Genomic DNA, 21,053 nt, shown 5'->3' on the forward strand with positions numbered 1-21,053 from the left:
TATCTCACTCCAAATACTTATTTATTTCCTTTTTTAATGATCTGTCCTTCAAAGGCATTTACAAAATAACTTGTATCTCCATTTACAACAATGTGCCAAGTTGGTGCTAAAACTTGAGAATTTAATAACGGCAGATCAAACGTATAGTATCCAAACTCTACGTTTGTTACAGAATCTTTCTTTTTCAATTCATCCTTCAAAAACAAATTTTCCAATGCTTTTAAAGGAGACAAAACATCCTGCTCATCATCCAACGTTTTCACGGAACCTAGCATCGTTTGTTCATATGAAACAATTTCACCTTTGTCATTTAAATGAGCAATGATCATGCCATTTTCATTGTCATAGATTTTGTGTTTTTTATATTGTTGAAAGAATGTAACTGTTTTTTTCTCTTTATTAACGTTCCATAGCTCATAATCTTCACCGGAGAGCACATATCGTTTCAAAAATTGACTTAGCTTTGCTTTTGTATTTTTTTCAGGCACTGAAAAAGGTTTGTCCAATACGCTTCGAATTGTTTTTTCCTCAAGCAGCGCTGCTTTTTGCTCTTTCAGCTTTTTTAAGTCTTCTTCTTTAAACAGCTTACTTTTAGCATTTAACGAAGAAGCTTCTTTCACATCTACAGGTAAATGTTTATATTCAATGCCTTCACTCGTTAATTGTTCTTCCACGCTCGACTCCACAAATAGAGAGTACTGATCTTCTTGATGAGTTTTAAAAATCTGATAGCCTAAGTAAATATTAAGAATCAAGAAAGTGAAAATAAAGATGGTTTTTGTTCTATTCCAATCCATCGTTATCGCCTCCTTCGGTCGGCGGTGCAATTCGATACCATTTGCTATTATAATAATAGAACCAAGAAGGAACGAGTTTGACAGAATTAGAATTAAACTCAACCGTCTTTTCGCCGGTTTTCGGCTGCTGTGACACTTCTTCTAGCTGATAGCCTATTGAAATATCTTTTAACAGATTCGGGTCAAAGTTTTGATGTTTTTCAATTAATTGAATCACCTTTTGAGATGACTGCAGCTTTTCTACACTCGAGTCCTGTACTCTTACAAAACGATAAAGAGGACGACGGTAATTTAAAATCTCCGCATTTCCCCATCTTTGATATATTTCAGTCATTCCCTGATTGCTGTACACTGGATAGTTATCTTTATAATAACGATAGCTAATTTCTTTTGTAATGCGATTCCAGCTGTTGAACCTGTAATTAGATTCTGTCCAGCCGCCGTGGTCATTAACGAAGCTAAAGCTGCGATTTATTAAATTATAATCTTCCATTACCTCGGTCGTGGAATTTACAAGATTCACATATTCCATCACATCTGTCTTCGTATTGACATTGATCACTTTTGTACCTTCAGTGTAGACATCTCGGTTTGTAGACGTTTCTTTCCGTGCATAGTCTGGGTTGTTAAAAAGCGCTTCTTTATATTTTTCAATATCTAAATGCCTCATGCTCGTATAGTAGACTTCACTATTCATCGTAATATTATTTTCCGGAAGGAAGATATACCGATTTTTGTTTTCTTTATATACAAGGCTCGGGGCATACGTACGCTTCATTTTATCTTCTAATTCTTTGATATCATCTTTGGCCAAATTCTTGACTGTAACCGAATAAATCTTTTTTTGCTCATAATTCACAAGATACACGCTCACGAAAAAGGAAGGTGTACGCTTAATTTTAATGAGTACACGGTCAAATGTTTGATTAGGCAAAGACGTTTGAGAAAATGAAAAAAGCTGTTGAAATGTTTTCAAAGGTAGTGCGTCTGGATACAGCACTTCAATAGAATTACTTCCATGGACATAATTTAAAAATCCATCAGGAGAAATAGCATCCGAAACGTCCGTCACATTCGAAAATTTCCACTTTTTCATTTCATTTACCCATTTGTTTACATCATCTTCATCGTGAGACATGTAGTGATTATCGTTTCGATGATAGAGAACTTCTGTTGGAAGAATATGATCTTCTATTTTACTTTTTGAACTAACTTCAACTTCTTGCAAATGTTGATTTTTTGAAATGACCTTATAAGAAGGCTGATACGTCCATATATGATACGTCATAATTAAACTGGAAGCGACGAGAACAACTAAGATGGCCGTTTTGATATGTTCATATCTCATTCCCATTCGTCATCATTCTCACTTTCAATCGGAAGAGTAAAGTAAATCGTTGTTCCTTTTCCTTCCTGACTATCTGCCCAAATGCGTCCATCATGTGCTTCAATAATTTCCTTAGCAATAGCAAGCCCTAATCCTGTTCCGCCTAATTTACGCGTTCGTGCTTTATCTACACGATAGAAGCGTTCGAAAATTTTAGCTAAATTTGATTTTGGAATTCCCATACCTTGGTCTTTAATGCTCACAACAATTTCATGCGTATGCTGAGCAATTGAAAATGTAATGGTTCCGCCTTCAGGTGAATATTTTATTGCATTGGAAATAATGTTATCTAATACTTGTGTAATTTTATCTTGATCAATAGCGACATAGATTGCTTCATTTGGCAAGTCGCGCACGAACGAAATACCTTGTTCAATTGTCATTTCAAAGCGATCAATGATGTAATGATAAAACTTCACAAAATTGATTGGGTCACGACTAAATCGGTAGTCTTGGCTATCTAGCTTAGATAATTGAAGCAAGTCGTTAACGAGACGAATCATTCGCTCTGTCTCCGTTTGCGTTACATTTAAAAATGTTGGAGCTAAGTCCTTATCTTGCCAAGCACCGTCTGCAAGCGCATCTAAATAACTGCGCATCGTTGTTAACGGCGTACGCAATTCATGTGAAACATTCGCTACAAATTCTCGGCGATCTTGATCAATTTTCTCCTGCTCTGTAATGTCATGCAAGACAATGATAATCCCGTTGATAAAACCGGTCTCTTTTTGAATAGCGGAAATGGTAGCTCGTAAAATAAAGGGATCCGATTTTGTACTAAAGTCCAAAATTAATGACTCTTGATTGGCAAGCAAGCTTTCAAACGTATGCGTTTCTTCAAGATCTAATAGGGAAACAACTGGATCAGACAAAACCGTTTCACGTGAAACATTTAGCATAGCTGCGGCTGGATCATTAATTAAAATTACTCTTCCCTTTCGATCCGTCGCAATAACGCCGTCCGTCATATGAGCTAATACCGAACTAAGCTTACGGCGCTCCCCTTCTGTCGTTGCCTGTGCTTCTTGAAGCTTTCTTGTTAAGTTGTTGAATGTGAGAGCTAGCTGACCAATTTCATCATACCCGTACACCTTAGCTTTTCTCGTAAAATTCCCTTTGGCCATCTCAAGTGCTTGTTTTCTCATTTCAGACATTGGACGAGTAATGGTCTGAGCTAAAAACACGCCTAAAATAGCTGTGATAAAAAGAGCAATCACCGTACCTGCCTTAAAGATCTGATTGATATTACTCATTTGATCGTAAACAGGCTCCATGGAAGCTGTTAAGTAAATAGCGCCTAAGATTTCTTCGCTAGACTGAACTTTTCCATTTTTATTAGTTGAACTTGATTGACTGGCACCTACTTTATCCTGTAAACGGATAGGCTGTATCATAACTCTGATTCGCTGCCCGCTTTGATCAACAAATACATTATCAGAGTTCGTTCCTGCTAACAACGCATTTGTAATCGCTAAATCATTAGTCTTTTTACCTATGATCTGTTGAGGATTTGAGTTCGATGTAGCAATGATTCTTCTATTTTGGTCAATGACTCTTACTTCAGAAATGTCATTCATATCATTTGAAGCTAAATTGGGTCTTGAAGCAAAATCTCTTAAAATAGTCTTTAAGTCTTCCTCAAGAGTCGGTGAATCATCATCACGATTTTTCACCATTTCTTGTCCAATGTTATACGTCAGCAAGTCTGTCCGCTCTTGAAGAGACGTTCGAAAGTTGTTAACTAATTCTTTTTCTAATTGTCGTGCAAAATAGACCCCAATAATTTGCATCGCAATTAAAATGAGCAGCACATAAATCAATACAAACTTTAAATGAATAGATTGCAGGAGCCTTACTTTCTTCATCTAAAATTACTCCTGCTCTGGGCTGCGTAAATAATAGCCTACTCCACGTCTTGTTACAATCCACATTGGATGGCTTGGATTATCTTCAATTTTTTCACGTAATCTTCGAACTGTTACATCTACCGTACGCACATCACCAAAATAGTCATAACCCCATACAGTTTGAAGCAAGTGTTCACGCGTCATGACTTGTCCAATGTGCTTCGCTAAATAATGCAGCAGCTCAAATTCACGATGAGTCAGTTCAATCGTTTCTCCGCGCTTAGACACAATATAAGCATCTGGATGAATAACAAGTGCTCCAATCGTAATTTCATTCGTTTCACTTTCTTCTGTTGGAACAGCTACCTGCTGATGTCTACGTAAATTAGCTTTTACACGTGCTAATAATTCACGCGTACTGAACGGCTTAGTTACATAATCATCTGCACCTAATTCTAGACCTAAAACCTTGTCAATTTCAGAGTCTTTTGCTGTTAACATGATAATGGGCATATCATATTTTTTACGCACTTCTCGGCAAACTTCCATTCCATCTTTCTGAGGAAGCATAATATCTAATAAAATCATTTCAGGCTGTACTTCTTCCACTTTTTCAAGTGCTTCTACGCCATCATAAGCACAAAATACTTCGTAACCTTCTTTTTGCAAATTAAACTTTAAAATATCTGCAATCGGCTTTTCGTCATCTACGACTAAAATACGTTTATCCATGATCATCGTTCTCCTTTATTAGTTGAAGCAAAATATAAAAGATAGTATTCATACTGTTTGAATACCGTAGTTTTATTATACTTGATAACCCTTGAAACGTCACAAGTTCATCCTCTACTATACATGAAGATATATGATTTTCAACCATCTCCAAATACAAAAGTAATATATTACCATAAAAGAGATGCAAAGCAAATAACGTTTTCTTTTAAATGTAAATAAAAGAAAAAAGCATGACTTTAAATAAAGTCATGCTTTTTGATGGCTCGGGACGGAATCGAACCGCCGACACAAGGATTTTCAGTCCTTTGCTCTACCAACTGAGCTACCGAGCCAAAATGGCGGTCCCGACGGGAATCGAACCCGCGATCTCCTGCGTGACAGGCAGGCATGTTAACCGCTACACCACGGGACCTCAGTCTATATGCTATGTATTAAAAATATTAAAAATGACCCGTACGGGATTCGAACCCGTGTTACCGCCGTGAAAGGGCGGTGTCTTAACCGCTTGACCAACGGGCCACGTTGTAACAAAAGTGAGCCATGAAGGACTCGAACCTTCGACCCTCTGATTAAAAGTCAGATGCTCTACCAACTGAGCTAATGGCTCATGTTATATCTCTTAGCGACGCTTATTATAATAACATGATATTTCATATGAATGCAATAGTTTTTTTAAAACTTTCTTTTTATTATTGAGCTTTTTTTAAAAGTCTTGTTAACAAAGCACCAATTATAAATAAAAAAGGTTAGCTCACGAAGAGCTAACTCTTTTTATTTAGCTATATACACCACGTAATACATTTGTTTGTGTACGATCTGGACCTACAGAGAAAATAGATAAAGGAATACCTGTTAATTGAGACACGCGCTCTAAGTAGTGGCGAGCGTTATCAGGTAACTCATCTAATGTTTTCACACCCGTGATATCTTCTGTCCAACCTGGAAGCTCTTCATATACAGGTTCGCATTCTGCAAGTGTTTTTAAGCTAGCAGGGAATTCTTCCATAACTTCCCCTTTATAACGGTAAGCTACACAAATCTTTAATGTCTCAATTCCCGTTAATACATCAATTGAGTTTAAAGATAAGTCTGTGATTCCGCTAACGCGGCGAGCATGACGTACAACTACACTGTCAAACCAACCTACACGGCGAGGACGACCAGTTGTTGTACCATATTCACGTCCTACTTCACGGATTTGATCACCGATTTCGTTTGTTAATTCAGTTGGGAAAGGACCGTCACCAACACGAGTTGTATAGGCTTTTGATACACCTACAACGTGTTTGATCTTAGATGGACCTACACCAGAACCAATTGTTACTCCACCCGCTACTGGGTTTGAAGATGTAACAAATGGATATGTTCCTTGGTCGATATCTAACATAACACCTTGTGCGCCTTCAAATAGTACACGACGTCCTTCGTCTAACGCATCATTTAATACTACTGATGTATCAACAACATATTTTGCAACTTGTTGACCATACTCATAGTACTCATCTAAAATTTCTTCTAATGTAAAGCCTTCTACTTCATACATTTTTTCAAGAAGGCGATTCTTTTCAGCTAAGTTTTGTGTTAATTTTGCTTCAAATACTTCACGGTCTAGTAAATCGGCAATTCGAATACCAACACGTGCTGCTTTATCCATATAAGCTGGTCCAATACCTTTTTTCGTTGTACCAATCTTATTTTCACCTTTACGTTCTTCTTCAACTTCATCTAATTTTAAATGATATGGAAGAATCACATGAGCTCGGTTACTAATACGTAAGTTTTCTGTTGTTACACCGCGATCATGTAAGTATTTTAATTCTTGAACAAGTGCTTTTGGATCAACAACCATACCGTTTCCAATTACACACGTTTTGTCATTATAAAAAATACCTGAAGGAATTAAATGTAACTTATAAGTTTCACCATTAAACTTAATTGTGTGACCTGCATTGTTCCCACCTTGGTAACGTGCAATCACTTCTGCATTTTCTGATAGGAAGTCTGTAATCTTCCCTTTTCCTTCATCTCCCCATTGTGTTCCTACTACAACGACTGAAGACATATCTTAAGCACCTCCGCTTAGTAAGCAACAGCTCACTACGACATAATTTAACCATGGATAAGTGTATCAATTTATCACACTAAAGTCAATTAAATCCGAACGATTTAACAAAAGTTATTACAAATATATCGTATTTTGCGGAACGAATGCGATAACAATAAAATAAAACCTCTCATATTGAGAGGTTTTATGCACCAGGCGGCACTCCTGCGTCATCAAAGCGCCGCTCGAGATTAACGAATTTATTGTATTCTTTTACAAAGGCAAGCTGTACGGTTCCAACTGGACCGTTACGCTGCTTAGCTATAATAATCTCGATAATATTTTGATTTTCTGTGTCTTTTTCATAATAGTCTTCACGATATAAGAAAGCTACGATATCGGCATCCTGCTCAATACTTCCGGATTCACGGATATCAGACATCATCGGTCGCTTATCTTGTCTCTGCTCTACACCACGGGAAAGCTGTGATAAGGCGATAACAGGAACTTCTAATTCACGGGCTAAAGCTTTTAACGCACGCGAAATTTCAGATACTTCCTGCTGTCGGTTTTCTCCGCTTCGTCCATTACCTTGAATAAGCTGTAAGTAGTCAATTAAAATCATCCCAAGTCCGCCTTCTTGTTTCAAGCGACGACACTTAGAACGAATTTCACCTACTCGAATACCCGGTGTATCATCAATATAAATCCCTGCATTGGACAAAGATCCCATTGCCATCGTGAGCTTTCCCCAGTCATCGGCTGTAAGCGAGCCTGTACGCAGCCTTTGTGCATCAATATTTCCTTCGGCACACAGCATCCTCATAACAAGCTGCTGAGCACCCATCTCTAAACTGAATATTGCTACGTTCTCATCCGTTTTCGTTGCAACGTTTTGCGCAATATTTAAGGCAAAAGCCGTTTTACCTACCGATGGACGGGCCGCTACAATGATTAAATCATTTCGTTGGAACCCTGCTGTCATTCTATCTAAATCACTAAACCCAGTTGGGATACCTGTAATGTCACCTTTTCGATTGTGAAGAACTTCGATATCATCGTACGTTTGTACAAGTACATCTTTGATATTTTGAAACACACCGCTGTTTTTACGCTGTGCTACTTCTAAAATGTTTTTTTCCGCTTCATTTAATAAAACTTCCACTTCGTCTTCCCTTGCATATCCTTCTGAAGCAATATGCGTTGCAGTACGAATTAGACGGCGTAAAATCGACTTTTCTTCTACAATTTTACCGTAATATTCTACGTTTGCAGCCGTTGGAACAGAGTTAGCTAAATCACTTAAATACGATACGCCGCCAACTTCTTCTAGGATTTTTTGGTCAGCTAATTCAGACGTTACCGTTACCAAATCAACCGGTTCACCTTGGTCAGAAAGTTTCAGCATACATGTAAAGATTTTCTGGTGCGATGCCCGATAAAAATCTTCAGGTATCAGCAGTTCAGATGCTAAGGTTAAAGAAGAAGGCTCTAAGAAAATGGCCCCTAATAGCGCTTGCTCTGCTTCAATATTCTGAGGCGGAAGACGATCAGCAAAAAGATCACTCATATTTCTATGCCCCTCTTATATTCTTTCAGTATTTTCTTTCATCATAAATGTTGGCGCGAACAAATACAAGTCCGCGCCAACCCTTTATATTATTTACTTATTTCTCAATCGTACGTTTATTTTTGTTCAGTCACGTGTACCTTTACAGTAGCCGTTACTTCCGGATGTAATTTAACCGGTACATTTGTGTAGCCTAATGCGCGAATGGCATCATTTAATTCAATTTTACGCTTATCTACTTTAATTTTGTGTTTTTTCTTTAATTCTTCAGCAATTTGTTTGCTTGTGATAGAACCGAATAAACGGCCACCTTCACCAGATTTTGCTGTTAATTCAACTGTTAGTTCTTCAAGAGTTGCTTTTAACTCTTTGTTTGCTTGAAGTTCTGCAGCTGCATCTTTTTGCTCTCTATTTTTTTGTGCTTCTAATACCTTCACATTACCGCCTGTAGCTTCAACAGCATAACCATTCTTTAATAAGAAGTTATGTGCATAACCATCTGAAACATTTTTCACTTCACCTTTTTTGCCTTTTCCTTTTACATCTTTTAAGAAAATTACTTTCATGATTTTTTACCTCCATCTAAGTACTCATCAATTGCTTGTTTAAGCCTTTCTTCAGCTTCATCCAAACTAATGTCTTGAAGTTGAGTAGCAGCATTCGTTAAGTGGCCTCCGCCTTGGAGACTTTCCATAATAACTTGTACATTGATATCTCCAAGCGATCTAGCACTAATGCCAATTAGATTATCCCGTCGCTTAGAAATAACAAACGAAGCAACCACTCCGCTGATTGAAAGCAACGTATCTGCAGCTTGCGCGATTAACACTTGATCATACATTTTGTTCGGTTCAGCGCGTGAAATGGCAATACCTGCTGTATAAATCTCTGCATGTTCAATAAAGCGTGCTCGCTGTACATATTGTGTGATATCTTCTTTTAAAAACTTTTGAACAAGAACCGTATCTGCGCCTTGAGAACGTAAAAAGGACGCTGCATCAAACGTACGAGATCCCGTGCGTAATGTAAAGCTTTTTGTATCGACAATAATACCGGCTAAAAGTGCTGTTGCTTCTAGCATATCAATTTTAAATCGTTTTGGCTGGTATTCAAGAAGCTCAGTAACGAGTTCTGCTGTCGAGGAAGCATATGGCTCCATATAGACAAGAAGAGGGTCTTCGATAAAGTCTTCTCCTCGTCTATGATGATCAATGACCACGACATTTTCAATACGATTTAATAACCTTTCTTCAATAACGAGCGACGGCTTATGCGTATCTACTACTACTAAAAGAGTATCATCACTCACAAGATTTAAGGCTTCTTCAGGCGTAATAAATCGTTCCCACAGGCCTTCTTTCTTTTTAATCTCTTCTAGCATTCGCTGAACACCTGTATCAATATGATCAGGATCTAATACGATAAAACCGTCTTTCTGATTTACTTGCGCTACTTTTAATATCCCAATAGCAGCTCCTACAGCATCCATATCCGGATACTTATGACCCATGATAATCACTTTTCCACTCTCTGTAATGAGCTCTTTTAACGCGTGAGAAATAACTCTGGCACGCACGCGCGTCCGTTTTTCCATTGGATTAGTCTTGCCGCCAAAGAATTTCACTTTTCCATTCGGCTGTTTAATCGCTACTTGATCTCCACCTCGGCCTAAGGCCAAATCCAAGCTAGATTGAGCTAAAGCACCCAGCTCAGGTAAATCAGCAGCACCAGCTCCGATACCAATGCTCAATGTAAGCGGTATATTTTGTTTAGACGTCTCTTCTCGAACTTGGTCTAAGATAGAAAATTTGCTTCGCTCTAAATGAATTAAGATTTGTTCATTCATAATCGCAATAAATTTCTCAGAAGACGTACGTTTAATAAAAATACCGTATTCTTGAGCCCAACTATTTAACATAGAAGTTACTTGGCTATTCAAGTTACTTTTAACTTGATCATCCATTCCTTGCGTTAGTTCATCATAATTATCTAAAAAGATAATGCCTAAACTTGTTCGTTCTTCCTCATACAATTTTTCGATTTCTATTTGCTCTGTAATATCAAAGAAGTACAGTAAGCGCTCGTCTCGTTTAATCACCACTTTGAATTTCCGATCATGCAACGTGACAACTTCTGTTTCCACTTCTTGTTTGATCAGTGGAATAATACTCTCTGCCACATCGTATAATGATCTTCCCACCAGTGTGTCTTCACCGAGACAAGATGCTAGAAAAGGATTGGTCCATTCAATTTGATATTCATCATTAAATAGCATAATCCCAATCGGCATTTCCATTAATGCCTCTTCGCCTACTTTTTTCAACCGATGAGACAGCATTGAAATATAGGTTTCAAACTCATCGGACAGCATTCGCTCCATTCTCATGTATAGAAAAAGACAGGCTAATAGTAATATAAAGCCTATCATTCCTATGATCCAATTATGATAGGTCACGATACCTACTAAAATCAGGGCTATACTATACAATGAGTAAAATGGATAGCGAATGACGTTCTTTTTTGTAAAGACAGGCATCCATTTCAGCTCCTACTTTTTTAAGTTCCACAATATCTACTTTTTTGTGTCTAATTGTTTTCTTAAATTAAATCCTAAATCAATTATACCTAAGATGCGCACAATTTGAAGGATAATTGGAATAATTAATGCTAAAATTGTTACAACAATTGGAATTGCTTTGGCATACCCTTTTTGATGTGAGAAATAGAAAATAAAAGAGATCCCTTGTAACACGACTAGCATTTGCAGTCCCATCACGATGTTGATAATAGCTACGTACATAAATGTACCTTGTTCAATATTAAAAGATGGGAAGGATAAGATTAATGCAATCAAATAATACCATAGAATACTTTTAGGAAGTTTAAATTCACGAAAAGGCGGGAATGCTTGCACCTCATAACCTGTTCTTTTAAGAATAGGCGTAGCAATAAGCTGAGAGAAAAAGGCTAGAATAACTCCACCCATAACAATTAATAGAGGCAGCAGATTTTTAAACATATCAAATGCATCTCTCATTTGGTCAATTTGAGATTCCTTAACGTCTTGTCCTAAACTTTTCATCATTTCAATACTTTGATTAATCGATTGATCTAAAGCATTATTTATTTGCTCCATTAAATTAACATTAAAAATGACATTTGCTCCTACGAACAATAAAAGTAAACCTAAACTAAATGCAACCGTGCCGCCTAGTAAAATGGTATACCTTTTTTGTTTTTGTCGGTAAAGCATTCCTATTGCTAATCCACCAATACCAAATACAAGTGTAAAAGGAAGAGTCAATACATTTCCAAATAACAAAGTCAATAACAACCCTACTACTAAAAATAATATTGCCTTTTTCCACCCATGACGAACGGTATACACAATAAATGGAACAGCTAGCGCTAGTTGGAAAATGGTTCCCACAACAGGTATGTATAGTGAAAAAAGCAACAGCGCTACAAACAGCGCTAAAAGAGCTGCTCCTTCTGTAATATATCGAATTCCTTTCACAACTTCACCTCGTTGATATAGACTATTATTTATTTTATCGATTCAGTTCATAAGAAGCAACTATTTGACAAAAGAGCACCTATGTAATGTAAAAAGAGGCAGTAAGGGAATCCTTACTGCCTCTTTTTATACCGTTCATTATTCACCAGAAACATATGGTAATAATGCCATTTGACGAGCGCGTTTGATAGCGATCGTTAATTTACGTTGGTATTTAGCGCTTGTTCCAGTTACACGACGAGGTAAAATTTTACCACGCTCTGAAACGAATTTTTTAAGCATATCTACATCTTTGTAATCGATGTGAGTGATGCCGTTTGCTGTGAAGAAACAAACTTTACGACGTCTGTTGCGTCCACCTTTACGTCCACCTGCCATTTTGATACGCCTCCTTCCGCTTAAAAGTTTCTATAAAATTTTATACTCCGGATAATCTACTGCGAATTAAAACGGTAAATCGTCATCAGAAATGTCAATTGTCTCGCCATTATTTGCAAATGGATCATCATCAACGCGAGTATAACCTTGATTACCTGAGTTACGGTTCTGATTATCTCCAAATGGAGAGCCTTGTCCAGATCCTCCAGTGTTAGCAAAGTTACTGCGTTGCGTATCCCCACCGCCACTTTTCGGCTCTAAAAATTGCACACTTTCCGCTACAACTTCCGTTACGTATACACGACGACCGTCTTGTCCTTCGTAACTGCGAGATTGTAGTCGACCATCAACACCAGCTAAACTTCCTTTTTTAAGGAAATTGGCTGCATTTTCAGCCTGACGACGCCATACAACACAGTTGATGAAGTCAGCTTCACGTTCACCTTGCTGATTTGTAAATGTGCGGTTTACCGCTAAAGTGAATGTTGCAACCGCTGCTCCACTCGGGGTATAACGTAATTCAGGATCTTTGGTTAAGCGTCCTACGAGAATTACGCGATTCATCATCAGAACCACTCCTTAAGGAAATAAAACCCATTTATTTAAACGTTTAATTATGCTTCTTGTTTAACAACGATATGACGGATAATGTCTTCGTTGATTTTCGCAAGACGATCAAATTCAGAAACTGCTTCTGAAGTAGCCGCCACGTCAAGAATCATGTAGTAACCGTCACGGAAATCATTGATTTCGTATGCTAAACGACGTTTACCCCATTCTTTAACATTTGCGATTTCAGCACCATTATCAGTTAATACGCCGTTGAAGCGCTCAACTAATGCTTTCTTTGCTTCGTCATCAATGCTTGGACGGATGATGTACATTACTTCATACTTTCTCATCACTGTCACCTCCTTTTGGTCTAACGGCCCGAAACGGGCAAGGAGCAATAAAATATTACTCACGAATTAAAATTATAGCACACTACCCTAGGCAAAGCAATATGCATTGCGGGCTGTTTCGTAAATATACGCTAATATTTTCGCCAACGATAAAAGCCGAAAGAAGATATCTTCTTTCGGCTTTTAATCTTATACGTTAAAGCGGAAATGCATAACGTCTCCGTCTTTTACGATGTATTCTTTTCCTTCTAAACGTACTTTTCCAGCTTCACGAGCTGCTCCCATTGTTTTGGCAGCTAATAAATCCTCGTATGACACCGTTTCTGCACGAATAAATCCACGTTCAAAATCTGTATGAATAATACCTGCACACTCAGGAGCTTTCATACCTTGTGTAAACGTCCACGCGCGTACTTCTTGCTCACCAGCTGTAAAGTACGTAGCTAATCCAAGTAAATCGTACGCTGCACGTACAAGCTGATCTAGACCTGACTGTTCAATGCCTAGTTCTTCAAGGAACATTGCTTTTTCTTCTCCTTCAAGTTCAGCAATTTCAGATTCAATGCGTGCGCAAACAACAATTACTTCTGCACCTTCGCTTGCCGCATACTCACGCACTTTTGCTACATATTCGTTAGCAGATGCATCGGCTACTTCATCTTCAGCAACGTTTGCTACATAAAGAATAGGCTTAATCGTTAGCAAGTGAAATTGTTTTACTAATTTCATTTGTTCTTCTGTAAATGATACAGCACGAGCTGGCTGATCACTTTCAAATGCATTCTTTAGTTTCTCTAGAATTTCGTATTCATACATTGCTTCTTTATCTTTTTGTTTAGCCATTTTTTGAACACGGCCAATACGTTTCTCTACCGTTTCTAAATCTGCTAAAATCAACTCTAAATTAATTGTTTCAATATCTGAGATAGGATCTACTTTTCCTGAAACGTGCGTGATGTTTTCATCTTCAAAACAACGCACAACGTGACAAATCGCATCTACTTCTCGAATATGAGATAAGAATTTATTTCCCAATCCTTCACCTTTACTAGCACCTTTTACGATTCCAGCGATATCTGTGAATTCAAATGCTGTTGGGATTGTTTTTTTAGGTTTTACAAGCTCTGTAAGTTTTTGAAGACGATGATCAGGTACTTCTACGATACCTACGTTAGGATCAATCGTACAGAAAGGGTAGTTCGCAGATTCTGCGCCCGCTTGTGTAATTGCATTAAATAATGTTGATTTTCCAACGTTAGGAAGACCAACAATTCCAGCTGTTAAAGCCATATATTTATTCACTCCTCTTTATATATCCGAAACAAGTTAACCTGTCACAATTATAGTGAGTCAACTTTTGAAATACAAGTTTGATAAAGAACCTTTAACCGCATGGGGTTAAGGTGCCTCATTTTGTCCCACCTTACAGTATAAGGCATAAACATAGAAAATGCATGAGGTTATTCCTCATGCTTTACAAGAATTTTTTTCATTTTACGTGCAAAATCACGTCTTGGAATCATTACGCTATGGCCGCAGCCTTCACATTTAATACGGATATCCATTCCCATTCGAATGATTTTCCATTCATTTGTACCGCAAGGATGAGGTTTTTTCATTTCCACAACGTCATTTAAACCAAATTCTTTTTCCGTCATCAGCTCTCTCCTCCTTATGTCCCTTTCAACGTCGACGAATGCTGTGCTTCTTCTGTACGATTATACATAACCATACGTGGAAATGGAACTTCAATTCCATGTTCATTTAGCCTTGTACGCACTTCTTTACGAATCATACGAGAAATATGGAAATGTCTCATTGGTTTTACTTCGCTTGTAATCCTCATTGTAACTTCAGTTGCATGGATATTTTGAACCCCCAGCAGTTCAGGCGTTTTCACCATATCTTCATAGCGACTTGGCAATTCTTCTAACAGGTCTAAAATCACTTGTTCTGCTTTTTGTATGTTTTCTTCATAAGAAATGCTTACATCAACGAAAGCTACGCTGTTATGTAACGAAAAATTAGTGACCTCCACAATACTGCCATTGGGCAAAATATTAATTTCGCCTGTCCAACTCTTAATCTTCGTGGTGCGCAACCCAATTTCTTCCACAGTTCCCTCGAATGTTCCTACTCGAACATAATCCCCAACGGAGAACTGATCTTCAAAGATAATAAAAAATCCCGTGATAATGTCTTTCACTAAGTTTTGAGCACCAAACCCTACTGCGAGCCCTACGATTCCAGCCCCCGCTAGCAATCCACGGACATCTACCGATAATGTTTCTAAAATCATAACTCCCGCAACGAAATAAATGGCATAAGAAAAAATATTTTGAAGCAAACGGACCATCGTAGCTTCTCGTCGCTCAGAAATACGCAGAGGGCTATTTGTGCGAACCTCTACAAATTTATTTAACGCTTTCTTTCCAATCCGAATTAAAAACATGGAAATAAGTAGAATCAACAGAATTTTTATAAATCCCTCTCCAATATGTGCCCACGTTTCTTCTTGAAAAAATGGCTCAAACACGTTCTTAAAAACCGACTTCAACGAATTCATACTACATGTAGCTCCTAACGTAACATAATCTGCATATGAGAAAGTTTTAACCTATTGTAGCAAGTTTCTACGAACTTTTGTAGCGATTTCGAAATGGATACAACAGAACGGCTGTTACTAGAAATAAATTGACGATTCCATACATTGGATACAAAACGGCAATCAAAGTAGAAAACCCTACCTTTGTAAAGGGAATCATTAAAAGTAGCCAGCAGGCTGCCAGTTTCCAAAGAGATTGCACCTTTTCAGTATGAAAACGCGCGGTCAATCCTAAAATTCCCGAAACGGCTGTCGTATAAATTGCGATAAGCAAAACAATGCTCATTAAAAACGTCATCATATAAGGAAAATCTTTAAGAATAGCGAATAATGGAATTTCATAAGAGGAAAGAAGCCCTGAAACTTGAATAAGTGATTCATTATAAATAAAGGAGAGACCTCCTAATAAAAAACCACTGCCAACACTTGCAATATAAATCTCTTTTTTGCTTTTAATTTCCTTTCCAATTGTAGATAATACCGCGACGAGAGGAAGAATATTCAAAGCCGTAAAGGTAAAAGCAGCAGGCCAATTATGCTGAAGATGCCAATTAGTTACTCCAGGATGACGTAAAATAAATGTAAGAAGTACGCCAGCTAGTCCAATCATTAAGATTGGCATAACGAAAGAATTGATAGAAAGCAGTCCACTTAATCCTCTTGAAAAAACAAAGACAATCAACGCACTAAGAGCACCAATTCCCCACCAGTAAGGAACATGCCACATTTCCAATGTCGCCCCGCCTCCTGCAATCATAATCACCGTCGTCGTAAACAAATAAAAAACGATTAAAACGTCGTAGGCTGCAGCCCATTTCTTTCCTATTAATTCAATTAGTACTGGGTAAAATTGATTGGTTCGATAGCGATAGCTGATTTGCATAATCACATTGCAAGAAATCGCAAAAATAATAGAAAATAGAAAAATAGCAAGTCCGCTTTCTTCACCAAAAAACTGCCATAGTTCTCTTCCAGAAGCATATCCAGCGCCTATCATCGTTCCCATAATTAAGAATATCCATTTACACCCGGCTCTCCACATCGATTTTCCCCCAATCTATGAAATATATGTATAGAATCTTCAAAATCTTCGTATACTGTTACTATTATGTATAAGGAGTGGACCCTATGAATTTAAAATCTCCCTTCTTTGAGAAGACACAACATTCAACCCGCGTATTTCATGATGAAGAATCTGCTATAAAGAAGCTGAGTACACAGTTACTATCTTTACTTCCAGCACAGAAAGACAGACCAATTGTTTTTGTATGTATTGGAACGGACCGTTCAACTGGGGACTCATTGGGTCCATTAGTCGGAACGAAACTGAATGAAAAAAAGGTTTCATCTTTTCATATTTTTGGAACGTTAGAAGAGCCTGTTCATGCTGTTAATTTGAAAGAAACGTTAAAACATATTCAAAAGCTTTTCCCGAATCCTTTTATTATTGGAATTGATGCTTGTTTAGGTCGTATGAAAAGCGTAGGCTCCGCATCACTTGGAATAGGACCCGTTAAACCAGGAGCAGGGGTTAATAAAGAATTGCCGCCAGTCGGGGATATTCATATAACAGGGGTTGTCAACGTGAGCGGATTTATGGAGTTTTTCGTCTTGCAAAATACGAGGCTTCATCTTGTTATGTGCATTGCCGATTTAATTGCGAAAAGCATTGAGACTGTACACAACGAACGAGAGAAAGAGTTTAATGCTTCTCCGGTTTACCAAACTGTAAGACACTATAAACAATAAAAAAGGTTGTCCTAAAACTAGGACAACCTTTTTTATACAGAAGATTTATTGGTCTGAGAAAGATCATTAAATAATTCAAGAAGACGGTTTAAATCTTCTTTAGAGAAAAATTCGATTTCAATTTTTCCTTTTTTCTTGCTTTGTGTAATATGAACAGAGGTACCAAAGCGCTCACGGAGCTGTGTTTCACTTTGTTTTATGAATAAATCTTTATCTTTTTTGGTTTTTGATGTTTCACGTGGAACGGCTTTATTTAAGTGAGCAATATAAGCCTCTAGCTGTCTGACATTTAATTGTTCCTTGCGTATTTTTTCAACTACTTTAGGTAGAAGAGCTTTATTTTTTAAACCGACTAGCGTACGCCCGTGTCCCATAGACAATTCATTAGTAGAAATGAGGGTTTGAATTTCCTCAGGCAGTTGCAAGAGGCGAACATAGTTAGCAATATGAGGTCGGCTTTTTCCTAGTCGTGTAGCAAGTTGCTCCTGTGTCATATCGAGCTTATCCATAAGCAATTGATAAGCGGTTGCTTCTTCAATTGGCGTCAAATCTTCACGCTGTAAATTCTCCAACAAAGCTAGTTCCATCATTTGCTTTTCTGAAAAGTCTTTTATAATGACAGGAACAGTAGCAAGGTCAGCTTCTTTAGCAGCTCTAAATCGTCTTTCACCCGCTAAGATTTCATAGCCTTTAATGCTTTTGCGAGCTACAATAGGCTGTAAGATGCCATGATGTAAAATGGATTGCTTTAACTCATTAATTGCTTCTTTATTAAACGTTTTACGTGGTTGATAGGGGTTGGGTCTAAGTTCGTGAATAGCAACTTCCTGAATTGAATCATCAGCCTGTGCATCTAAGCCTGAAAATAAGGCATTAATTCCTTTCCCTAATCCTTTCGCCATTATAAATCACTTCCTTTGCAAGTTCCGTATAAACTGCGGCCCCTCTAGATCTTGCATCATATAAGATAATTGGTTCACCATGACTAGGTGCTTCGCTCAAACGAACATTTCGAGGAATAATCGTTTGATAAACCCGATCCTGAAAGTACTTCTTCACTTCTGCTGTTACCTGGAGTCCCAAATTTGTGCGTGCGTCAAGCATAGTAAGCAATACACCTTCGATACGCAGTTGATTATTCAAATGTTTTTGGACTAATCTAACGGTATTTAGCAATTGACTTAATCCTTCAAGCGCATAATATTCACACTGTACAGGTATTAAAACAGAATCAGCTGCAGTTAACGCATTTAATGTCAGTAAACCAAGAGAAGGGGGACAATCAATAATAACATAATCAAAGTGATCTTTCACCGTTTCTAAAGCTCTCTTAAGTCGAACTTCACGTGAAATAGTCGACACTAATTCAATTTCTGCACCAGCTAATTGAATGGTCGCGGGAATGATTGATAAATTTTCGACGGCTGTTGAACGCACAACATTTTTGGCTTCCATATCTTCCACTACTACATTGTAAATACATTCATCTACATCTGCTTTATCTATGCCAACTCCACTCGTAGCGTTACCCTGTGGATCTCCGTCTACAAGTAGAACCTTTTTTCCTTGTTCAGCTAAACAAGCGCCTAAATTAACAGCGGTTGTTGTTTTTCCAACCCCGCCTTTTTGATTCGCAACTGCCACAATTTTCCCCATGTTGTCACCTACTTTCATTTCCATCCCATTTGTCCAGACAGTTTTATTGTTCATTGAATTTTCTGACGAAAAACTTTGATAAAAAAGCCTCATCAAAAAAAGATGAGGGCTATTTCTTTATTTTTTCGGAATCTTAATAGTAAACTGAAAATATTCATCAAACTCTTCTTCTTCTGTGTTTAATGAAATACCGCTGTCACTAACCATTGTCAACGATTGACGGATTGTATTCATTGCGATACGCGTATCTTTACTAAACGCTTTTCTTTTTGCTTTTGGCTTTTTAACCTGCGTTTCTAACAATTTAACTACTCGATCTTCCGTTTGTTTTACATTTAATTGTTTTTCAATAATCTCAGCTAATACTTGAAGTTGTTTTTCTTGATTTTTGAGGGGAATGAGCGCTCTCGCATGTCGCTCTGTAATCAATTTTTGTTTGATTGCTTCTTGTATTTCAACAGGAAGCTTTAACAAACGAAGCTTGTTTGCAATTGTGGATTGGCCTTTTCCTAAACGTTGAGCTAATGCCTCTTGGGTAAGATTATGTAACTCAATTAACTTTGCGTAGGCTAGTGCTTCTTCGACAGCCGTTAGCTCTTCACGTTGTAAGTTTTCTATTAAAGCCACAGAGGCCGTTTCTGTATCGTTAAAATGTTTCACAATTGCAGGAACCGTATCCCATCCTAAGCTTTGTACAGCTCTCCACCGGCGTTCTCCAGCAATTAATTCGTATTCTTCGCCCTCAGTCGGTCGAACCACAATAGGTTGAATAATACCGTGTGTATGAATAGTAAGAGCTAGCTCTTCAATTTTTGCTTCATTAAACACAGTACGCGGCTGATAACGATTCGGAATAATACTTGAAACCCTAATTTGTTTTACTTCATCTCTTAAAACTTTTTCGACATTTTCATCTTGGACAGTTTCAATCTCTACACGAATATCCTCATCTTTTTCTTTTAAATTAAAAAAACGTGAAAAAGCAGATTTCATAGTCCCACACCACCTTCAGGAAAATCCCGCCTTAAACTAATTCGATGTTTTTTAATCATATCCTGCTTTCTAAATAGAAAATATAGAGAAGAAAATGTTTCATATGAAACATTTTCTTCTCTATCTATTTACCGCCTACTCTAATGGAAGCTTAACTGGGGTACCAGGTTTTCTAGGATATTTTTTAGGCGTTTTCTTTATTTTATCTATTAAAATAATGTAACGTTCACTTTGCTCCAAAGGCAATTGGAAATGTTCAATCGACTTCACTTTTCCACCTAATACTTGAAATGATTTTTCCCCATTTTTTAATTCCTCAGGGGCAGAAGCACCTTTCATTGCTAAAAAGCGTCCTTGTTCTTTAACAAGCGGTAAGCAAAATTCATTAAGAACCGAGATACGTGCCACGGCTCTTGCTGTTACAAGATCGAATGACTCGCGAATCGTTTCTTTTTTACCAAATGTTTCAGCTCGATCATGACATAGTGTGACATTGTCTAGGTCAAGCTCATTTACAAGATGCGTCAAAAACGTAATACGCTTTTGTAACGAATCAACAATGGTTACATGCAAATGCGGGAAACAAATTTTGATCGGAATACTTGGAAATCCTGCTCCTGCTCCTACATCACACATGGATTCAATTTCTGTAAAGTCTTGAAAAAAAGCAGCTGAAATAGAATCGTAAAAATGCTTTTCATACACTTCACCGTGATCAGTGATAGCAGTTAAATTCATTTTTTCGTTCCATTCCACTAAAACTTGATAATACTTTTCAAATTGATTCAGCTGTCTAGAAGAAAGAGAAATTCCCTTTTCTTCTAATAGCTGTTGAAACTGTTGAATATTCATTGAGTTTCCCTTTCTTCGCGC

General features: G+C 37.6%; 21 protein-coding genes and 4 tRNA genes. 1 reads left to right on the top strand and 24 read right to left on the bottom strand.

Annotated elements, in window-relative coordinates:
- Positions 1-17: 17 nt before the first annotated feature.
- From NST66_RS25585 to NST66_RS25680, 20 genes are all read right to left on the bottom strand, one after another.
- Positions 18-797 (bottom strand): two-component system regulatory protein YycI, encoded by a 780-nt coding sequence (locus NST66_RS25585; protein ID WP_034263964.1) that lies wholly within the window; start codon positions 795-797, stop codon positions 18-20.
- Entirely contained in the window at positions 784-2,151 is a 1,368-nt protein-coding gene (locus NST66_RS25590) for a YycH family regulatory protein (protein ID WP_028411920.1), read from the bottom strand. The genes NST66_RS25585 and NST66_RS25590 overlap by 14 nt, the downstream gene beginning before the upstream one ends.
- Positions 2,142-4,049: a cell wall metabolism sensor histidine kinase WalK gene (gene walK, locus NST66_RS25595; protein ID WP_033580358.1), complete on the bottom strand. Its 1,908-nt coding sequence runs from the start codon at positions 4,047-4,049 to the stop codon at positions 2,142-2,144. Before walK ends, NST66_RS25590 begins: the two co-directional genes overlap by 10 nt.
- 6 nt (positions 4,050-4,055) lie before the next feature.
- Positions 4,056-4,763, bottom strand: a complete 708-nt coding sequence (yycF, locus tag NST66_RS25600; protein ID WP_013085552.1) for a response regulator YycF — start codon at positions 4,761-4,763, stop codon at positions 4,056-4,058.
- Positions 4,764-5,025: 262 nt separating this feature from the next.
- Positions 5,026-5,098 (bottom strand) — tRNA-Phe (locus NST66_RS25605).
- A 4-nt stretch (positions 5,099-5,102) separates the two neighbouring features.
- Positions 5,103-5,178: transfer RNA gene (locus tag NST66_RS25610), tRNA-Asp, on the bottom strand.
- 35 nt (positions 5,179-5,213) lie between these two features.
- A tRNA-Glu gene (locus NST66_RS25615) sits at positions 5,214-5,285 on the bottom strand.
- 15 nt (positions 5,286-5,300) lie between these two features.
- Positions 5,301-5,373: transfer RNA gene (locus NST66_RS25620), tRNA-Lys, on the bottom strand.
- A gap of 168 nt (positions 5,374-5,541) precedes the next feature.
- Positions 5,542-6,828 carry an adenylosuccinate synthase gene (locus NST66_RS25625; RefSeq protein ID WP_013085553.1) on the bottom strand — a complete coding sequence of 429 codons (1,287 nt, stop codon included), beginning with the start codon at positions 6,826-6,828 and terminating at the stop codon, positions 5,542-5,544.
- Positions 6,829-7,015: 187 nt separating this feature from the next.
- Complete coding sequence (gene dnaB, locus NST66_RS25630) at positions 7,016-8,380, bottom strand: replicative DNA helicase (protein WP_013059909.1); 1,365 nt, start codon at positions 8,378-8,380, stop codon at positions 7,016-7,018.
- A gap of 116 nt (positions 8,381-8,496) precedes the next feature.
- Entirely contained in the window at positions 8,497-8,946 is a 450-nt protein-coding gene (gene rplI / locus NST66_RS25635) for a 50S ribosomal protein L9 (protein ID WP_013059910.1), read from the bottom strand.
- Positions 8,943-10,916: a DHH family phosphoesterase gene (locus NST66_RS25640; protein ID WP_025752414.1), complete on the bottom strand. Its 1,974-nt coding sequence runs from the start codon at positions 10,914-10,916 to the stop codon at positions 8,943-8,945. The genes rplI and NST66_RS25640 overlap by 4 nt, the downstream gene beginning before the upstream one ends.
- A gap of 36 nt (positions 10,917-10,952) precedes the next feature.
- Positions 10,953-11,897, bottom strand: a complete 945-nt coding sequence (locus tag NST66_RS25645) for a YybS family protein (protein WP_033580875.1) — start codon at positions 11,895-11,897, stop codon at positions 10,953-10,955.
- Positions 11,898-12,035: 138 nt separating this feature from the next.
- Positions 12,036-12,275, bottom strand: a complete 240-nt coding sequence (gene rpsR, locus NST66_RS25650; protein ID WP_013059913.1) for a 30S ribosomal protein S18 — start codon at positions 12,273-12,275, stop codon at positions 12,036-12,038.
- 66 nt (positions 12,276-12,341) lie between these two features.
- Positions 12,342-12,842, bottom strand: coding sequence for a single-stranded DNA-binding protein (gene ssb, locus NST66_RS25655; RefSeq protein ID WP_013059914.1), 501 nt, complete (start codon positions 12,840-12,842; stop codon positions 12,342-12,344).
- 47 nt (positions 12,843-12,889) lie between these two features.
- The gene (gene rpsF, locus NST66_RS25660) at positions 12,890-13,177 is read right to left on the bottom strand and encodes a 30S ribosomal protein S6 (protein WP_013059915.1); all 288 of its coding nucleotides are present in this window, start codon (positions 13,175-13,177) and stop codon (positions 12,890-12,892) included.
- A 189-nt stretch (positions 13,178-13,366) separates the two neighbouring features.
- Positions 13,367-14,467: a redox-regulated ATPase YchF gene (gene ychF, locus NST66_RS25665; protein WP_028411917.1), complete on the bottom strand. Its 1,101-nt coding sequence runs from the start codon at positions 14,465-14,467 to the stop codon at positions 13,367-13,369.
- A 170-nt stretch (positions 14,468-14,637) separates the two neighbouring features.
- Complete coding sequence (locus tag NST66_RS25670) at positions 14,638-14,835, bottom strand: DUF951 domain-containing protein (RefSeq protein ID WP_013059917.1); 198 nt, start codon at positions 14,833-14,835, stop codon at positions 14,638-14,640.
- A 14-nt stretch (positions 14,836-14,849) separates the two neighbouring features.
- The gene (locus tag NST66_RS25675; RefSeq protein ID WP_028409761.1) at positions 14,850-15,743 is read right to left on the bottom strand and encodes a mechanosensitive ion channel family protein; all 894 of its coding nucleotides are present in this window, start codon (positions 15,741-15,743) and stop codon (positions 14,850-14,852) included.
- A 67-nt stretch (positions 15,744-15,810) separates the two neighbouring features.
- The gene (locus NST66_RS25680; protein WP_098627078.1) at positions 15,811-16,824 is read right to left on the bottom strand and encodes a YkvI family membrane protein; all 1,014 of its coding nucleotides are present in this window, start codon (positions 16,822-16,824) and stop codon (positions 15,811-15,813) included.
- Between the two features lie 86 nt (positions 16,825-16,910).
- Here NST66_RS25680 and yyaC point away from each other — a divergent pair, with 86 nt between their 5' ends.
- Positions 16,911-17,531 (top strand): spore protease YyaC, encoded by a 621-nt coding sequence (yyaC, locus tag NST66_RS25685; RefSeq protein WP_028411915.1) that lies wholly within the window; start codon positions 16,911-16,913, stop codon positions 17,529-17,531.
- Between the two features lie 32 nt (positions 17,532-17,563).
- On the opposite strand, the gene NST66_RS25690 is transcribed toward yyaC, so the two are convergent.
- The 4 genes from NST66_RS25690 to rsmG all read right to left on the bottom strand — a co-directional run bounded on the left by NST66_RS25690 (position 17,564) and on the right by rsmG (position 21,032).
- Complete coding sequence (locus NST66_RS25690) at positions 17,564-18,433, bottom strand: ParB/RepB/Spo0J family partition protein (protein ID WP_013059921.1); 870 nt, start codon at positions 18,431-18,433, stop codon at positions 17,564-17,566.
- Entirely contained in the window at positions 18,405-19,187 is a 783-nt protein-coding gene (locus tag NST66_RS25695; protein WP_013059922.1) for a ParA family protein, read from the bottom strand. The genes NST66_RS25690 and NST66_RS25695 overlap by 29 nt, the downstream gene beginning before the upstream one ends.
- A gap of 117 nt (positions 19,188-19,304) precedes the next feature.
- The gene (gene noc / locus NST66_RS25700) at positions 19,305-20,180 is read right to left on the bottom strand and encodes a nucleoid occlusion protein (protein WP_047749551.1); all 876 of its coding nucleotides are present in this window, start codon (positions 20,178-20,180) and stop codon (positions 19,305-19,307) included.
- A gap of 135 nt (positions 20,181-20,315) precedes the next feature.
- On the bottom strand, positions 20,316-21,032 hold the full coding sequence (rsmG, locus tag NST66_RS25705) for a 16S rRNA (guanine(527)-N(7))-methyltransferase RsmG (protein ID WP_340843740.1): 717 nt from the start codon (positions 21,030-21,032) through the stop codon (positions 20,316-20,318).
- Positions 21,033-21,053: the final 21 nt, after the last annotated feature.

Source organism: Priestia sp. FSL W8-0524 (assembly GCF_038005965.1).
GTDB lineage: Bacteria > Bacillota > Bacilli > Bacillales > Bacillaceae_H > Priestia > Priestia zanthoxyli.

Coding starts and splice junctions, on each gene's coding strand:
- NST66_RS25585 (WP_034263964.1), bottom strand. CDS start 797: ATGGATTGGAATAGAACAAAAACCATCTTTATTTTCACTTTCTTGATT.
- NST66_RS25590 (WP_028411920.1), bottom strand. CDS start 2,151: ATGGGAATGAGATATGAACATATCAAAACGGCCATCTTAGTTGTTCTC.
- walK (WP_033580358.1), bottom strand. CDS start 4,049: ATGAAGAAAGTAAGGCTCCTGCAATCTATTCATTTAAAGTTTGTATTG.
- yycF (WP_013085552.1), bottom strand. CDS start 4,763: ATGGATAAACGTATTTTAGTCGTAGATGACGAAAAGCCGATTGCAGAT.
- NST66_RS25625 (WP_013085553.1), bottom strand. CDS start 6,828: ATGTCTTCAGTCGTTGTAGTAGGAACACAATGGGGAGATGAAGGAAAA.
- dnaB (WP_013059909.1), bottom strand. CDS start 8,380: ATGAGTGATCTTTTTGCTGATCGTCTTCCGCCTCAGAATATTGAAGCA.
- rplI (WP_013059910.1), bottom strand. CDS start 8,946: ATGAAAGTAATTTTCTTAAAAGATGTAAAAGGAAAAGGCAAAAAAGGT.
- NST66_RS25640 (WP_025752414.1), bottom strand. CDS start 10,916: ATGCCTGTCTTTACAAAAAAGAACGTCATTCGCTATCCATTTTACTCA.
- rpsR (WP_013059913.1), bottom strand. CDS start 12,275: ATGGCAGGTGGACGTAAAGGTGGACGCAACAGACGTCGTAAAGTTTGT.
- ssb (WP_013059914.1), bottom strand. CDS start 12,842: ATGATGAATCGCGTAATTCTCGTAGGACGCTTAACCAAAGATCCTGAA.
- rpsF (WP_013059915.1), bottom strand. CDS start 13,177: ATGAGAAAGTATGAAGTAATGTACATCATCCGTCCAAGCATTGATGAC.
- ychF (WP_028411917.1), bottom strand. CDS start 14,467: ATGGCTTTAACAGCTGGAATTGTTGGTCTTCCTAACGTTGGAAAATCA.
- NST66_RS25670 (WP_013059917.1), bottom strand. CDS start 14,835: ATGACGGAAAAAGAATTTGGTTTAAATGACGTTGTGGAAATGAAAAAA.
- NST66_RS25675 (WP_028409761.1), bottom strand. CDS start 15,743: ATGAATTCGTTGAAGTCGGTTTTTAAGAACGTGTTTGAGCCATTTTTT.
- NST66_RS25680 (WP_098627078.1), bottom strand. CDS start 16,824: ATGTGGAGAGCCGGGTGTAAATGGATATTCTTAATTATGGGAACGATG.
- yyaC (WP_028411915.1), top strand. CDS start 16,911: ATGAATTTAAAATCTCCCTTCTTTGAGAAGACACAACATTCAACCCGC.
- NST66_RS25690 (WP_013059921.1), bottom strand. CDS start 18,433: ATGGCGAAAGGATTAGGGAAAGGAATTAATGCCTTATTTTCAGGCTTA.
- NST66_RS25695 (WP_013059922.1), bottom strand. CDS start 19,187: ATGGGGAAAATTGTGGCAGTTGCGAATCAAAAAGGCGGGGTTGGAAAA.
- noc (WP_047749551.1), bottom strand. CDS start 20,180: ATGAAATCTGCTTTTTCACGTTTTTTTAATTTAAAAGAAAAAGATGAG.
- rsmG (WP_340843740.1), bottom strand. CDS start 21,032: ATGAATATTCAACAGTTTCAACAGCTATTAGAAGAAAAGGGAATTTCT.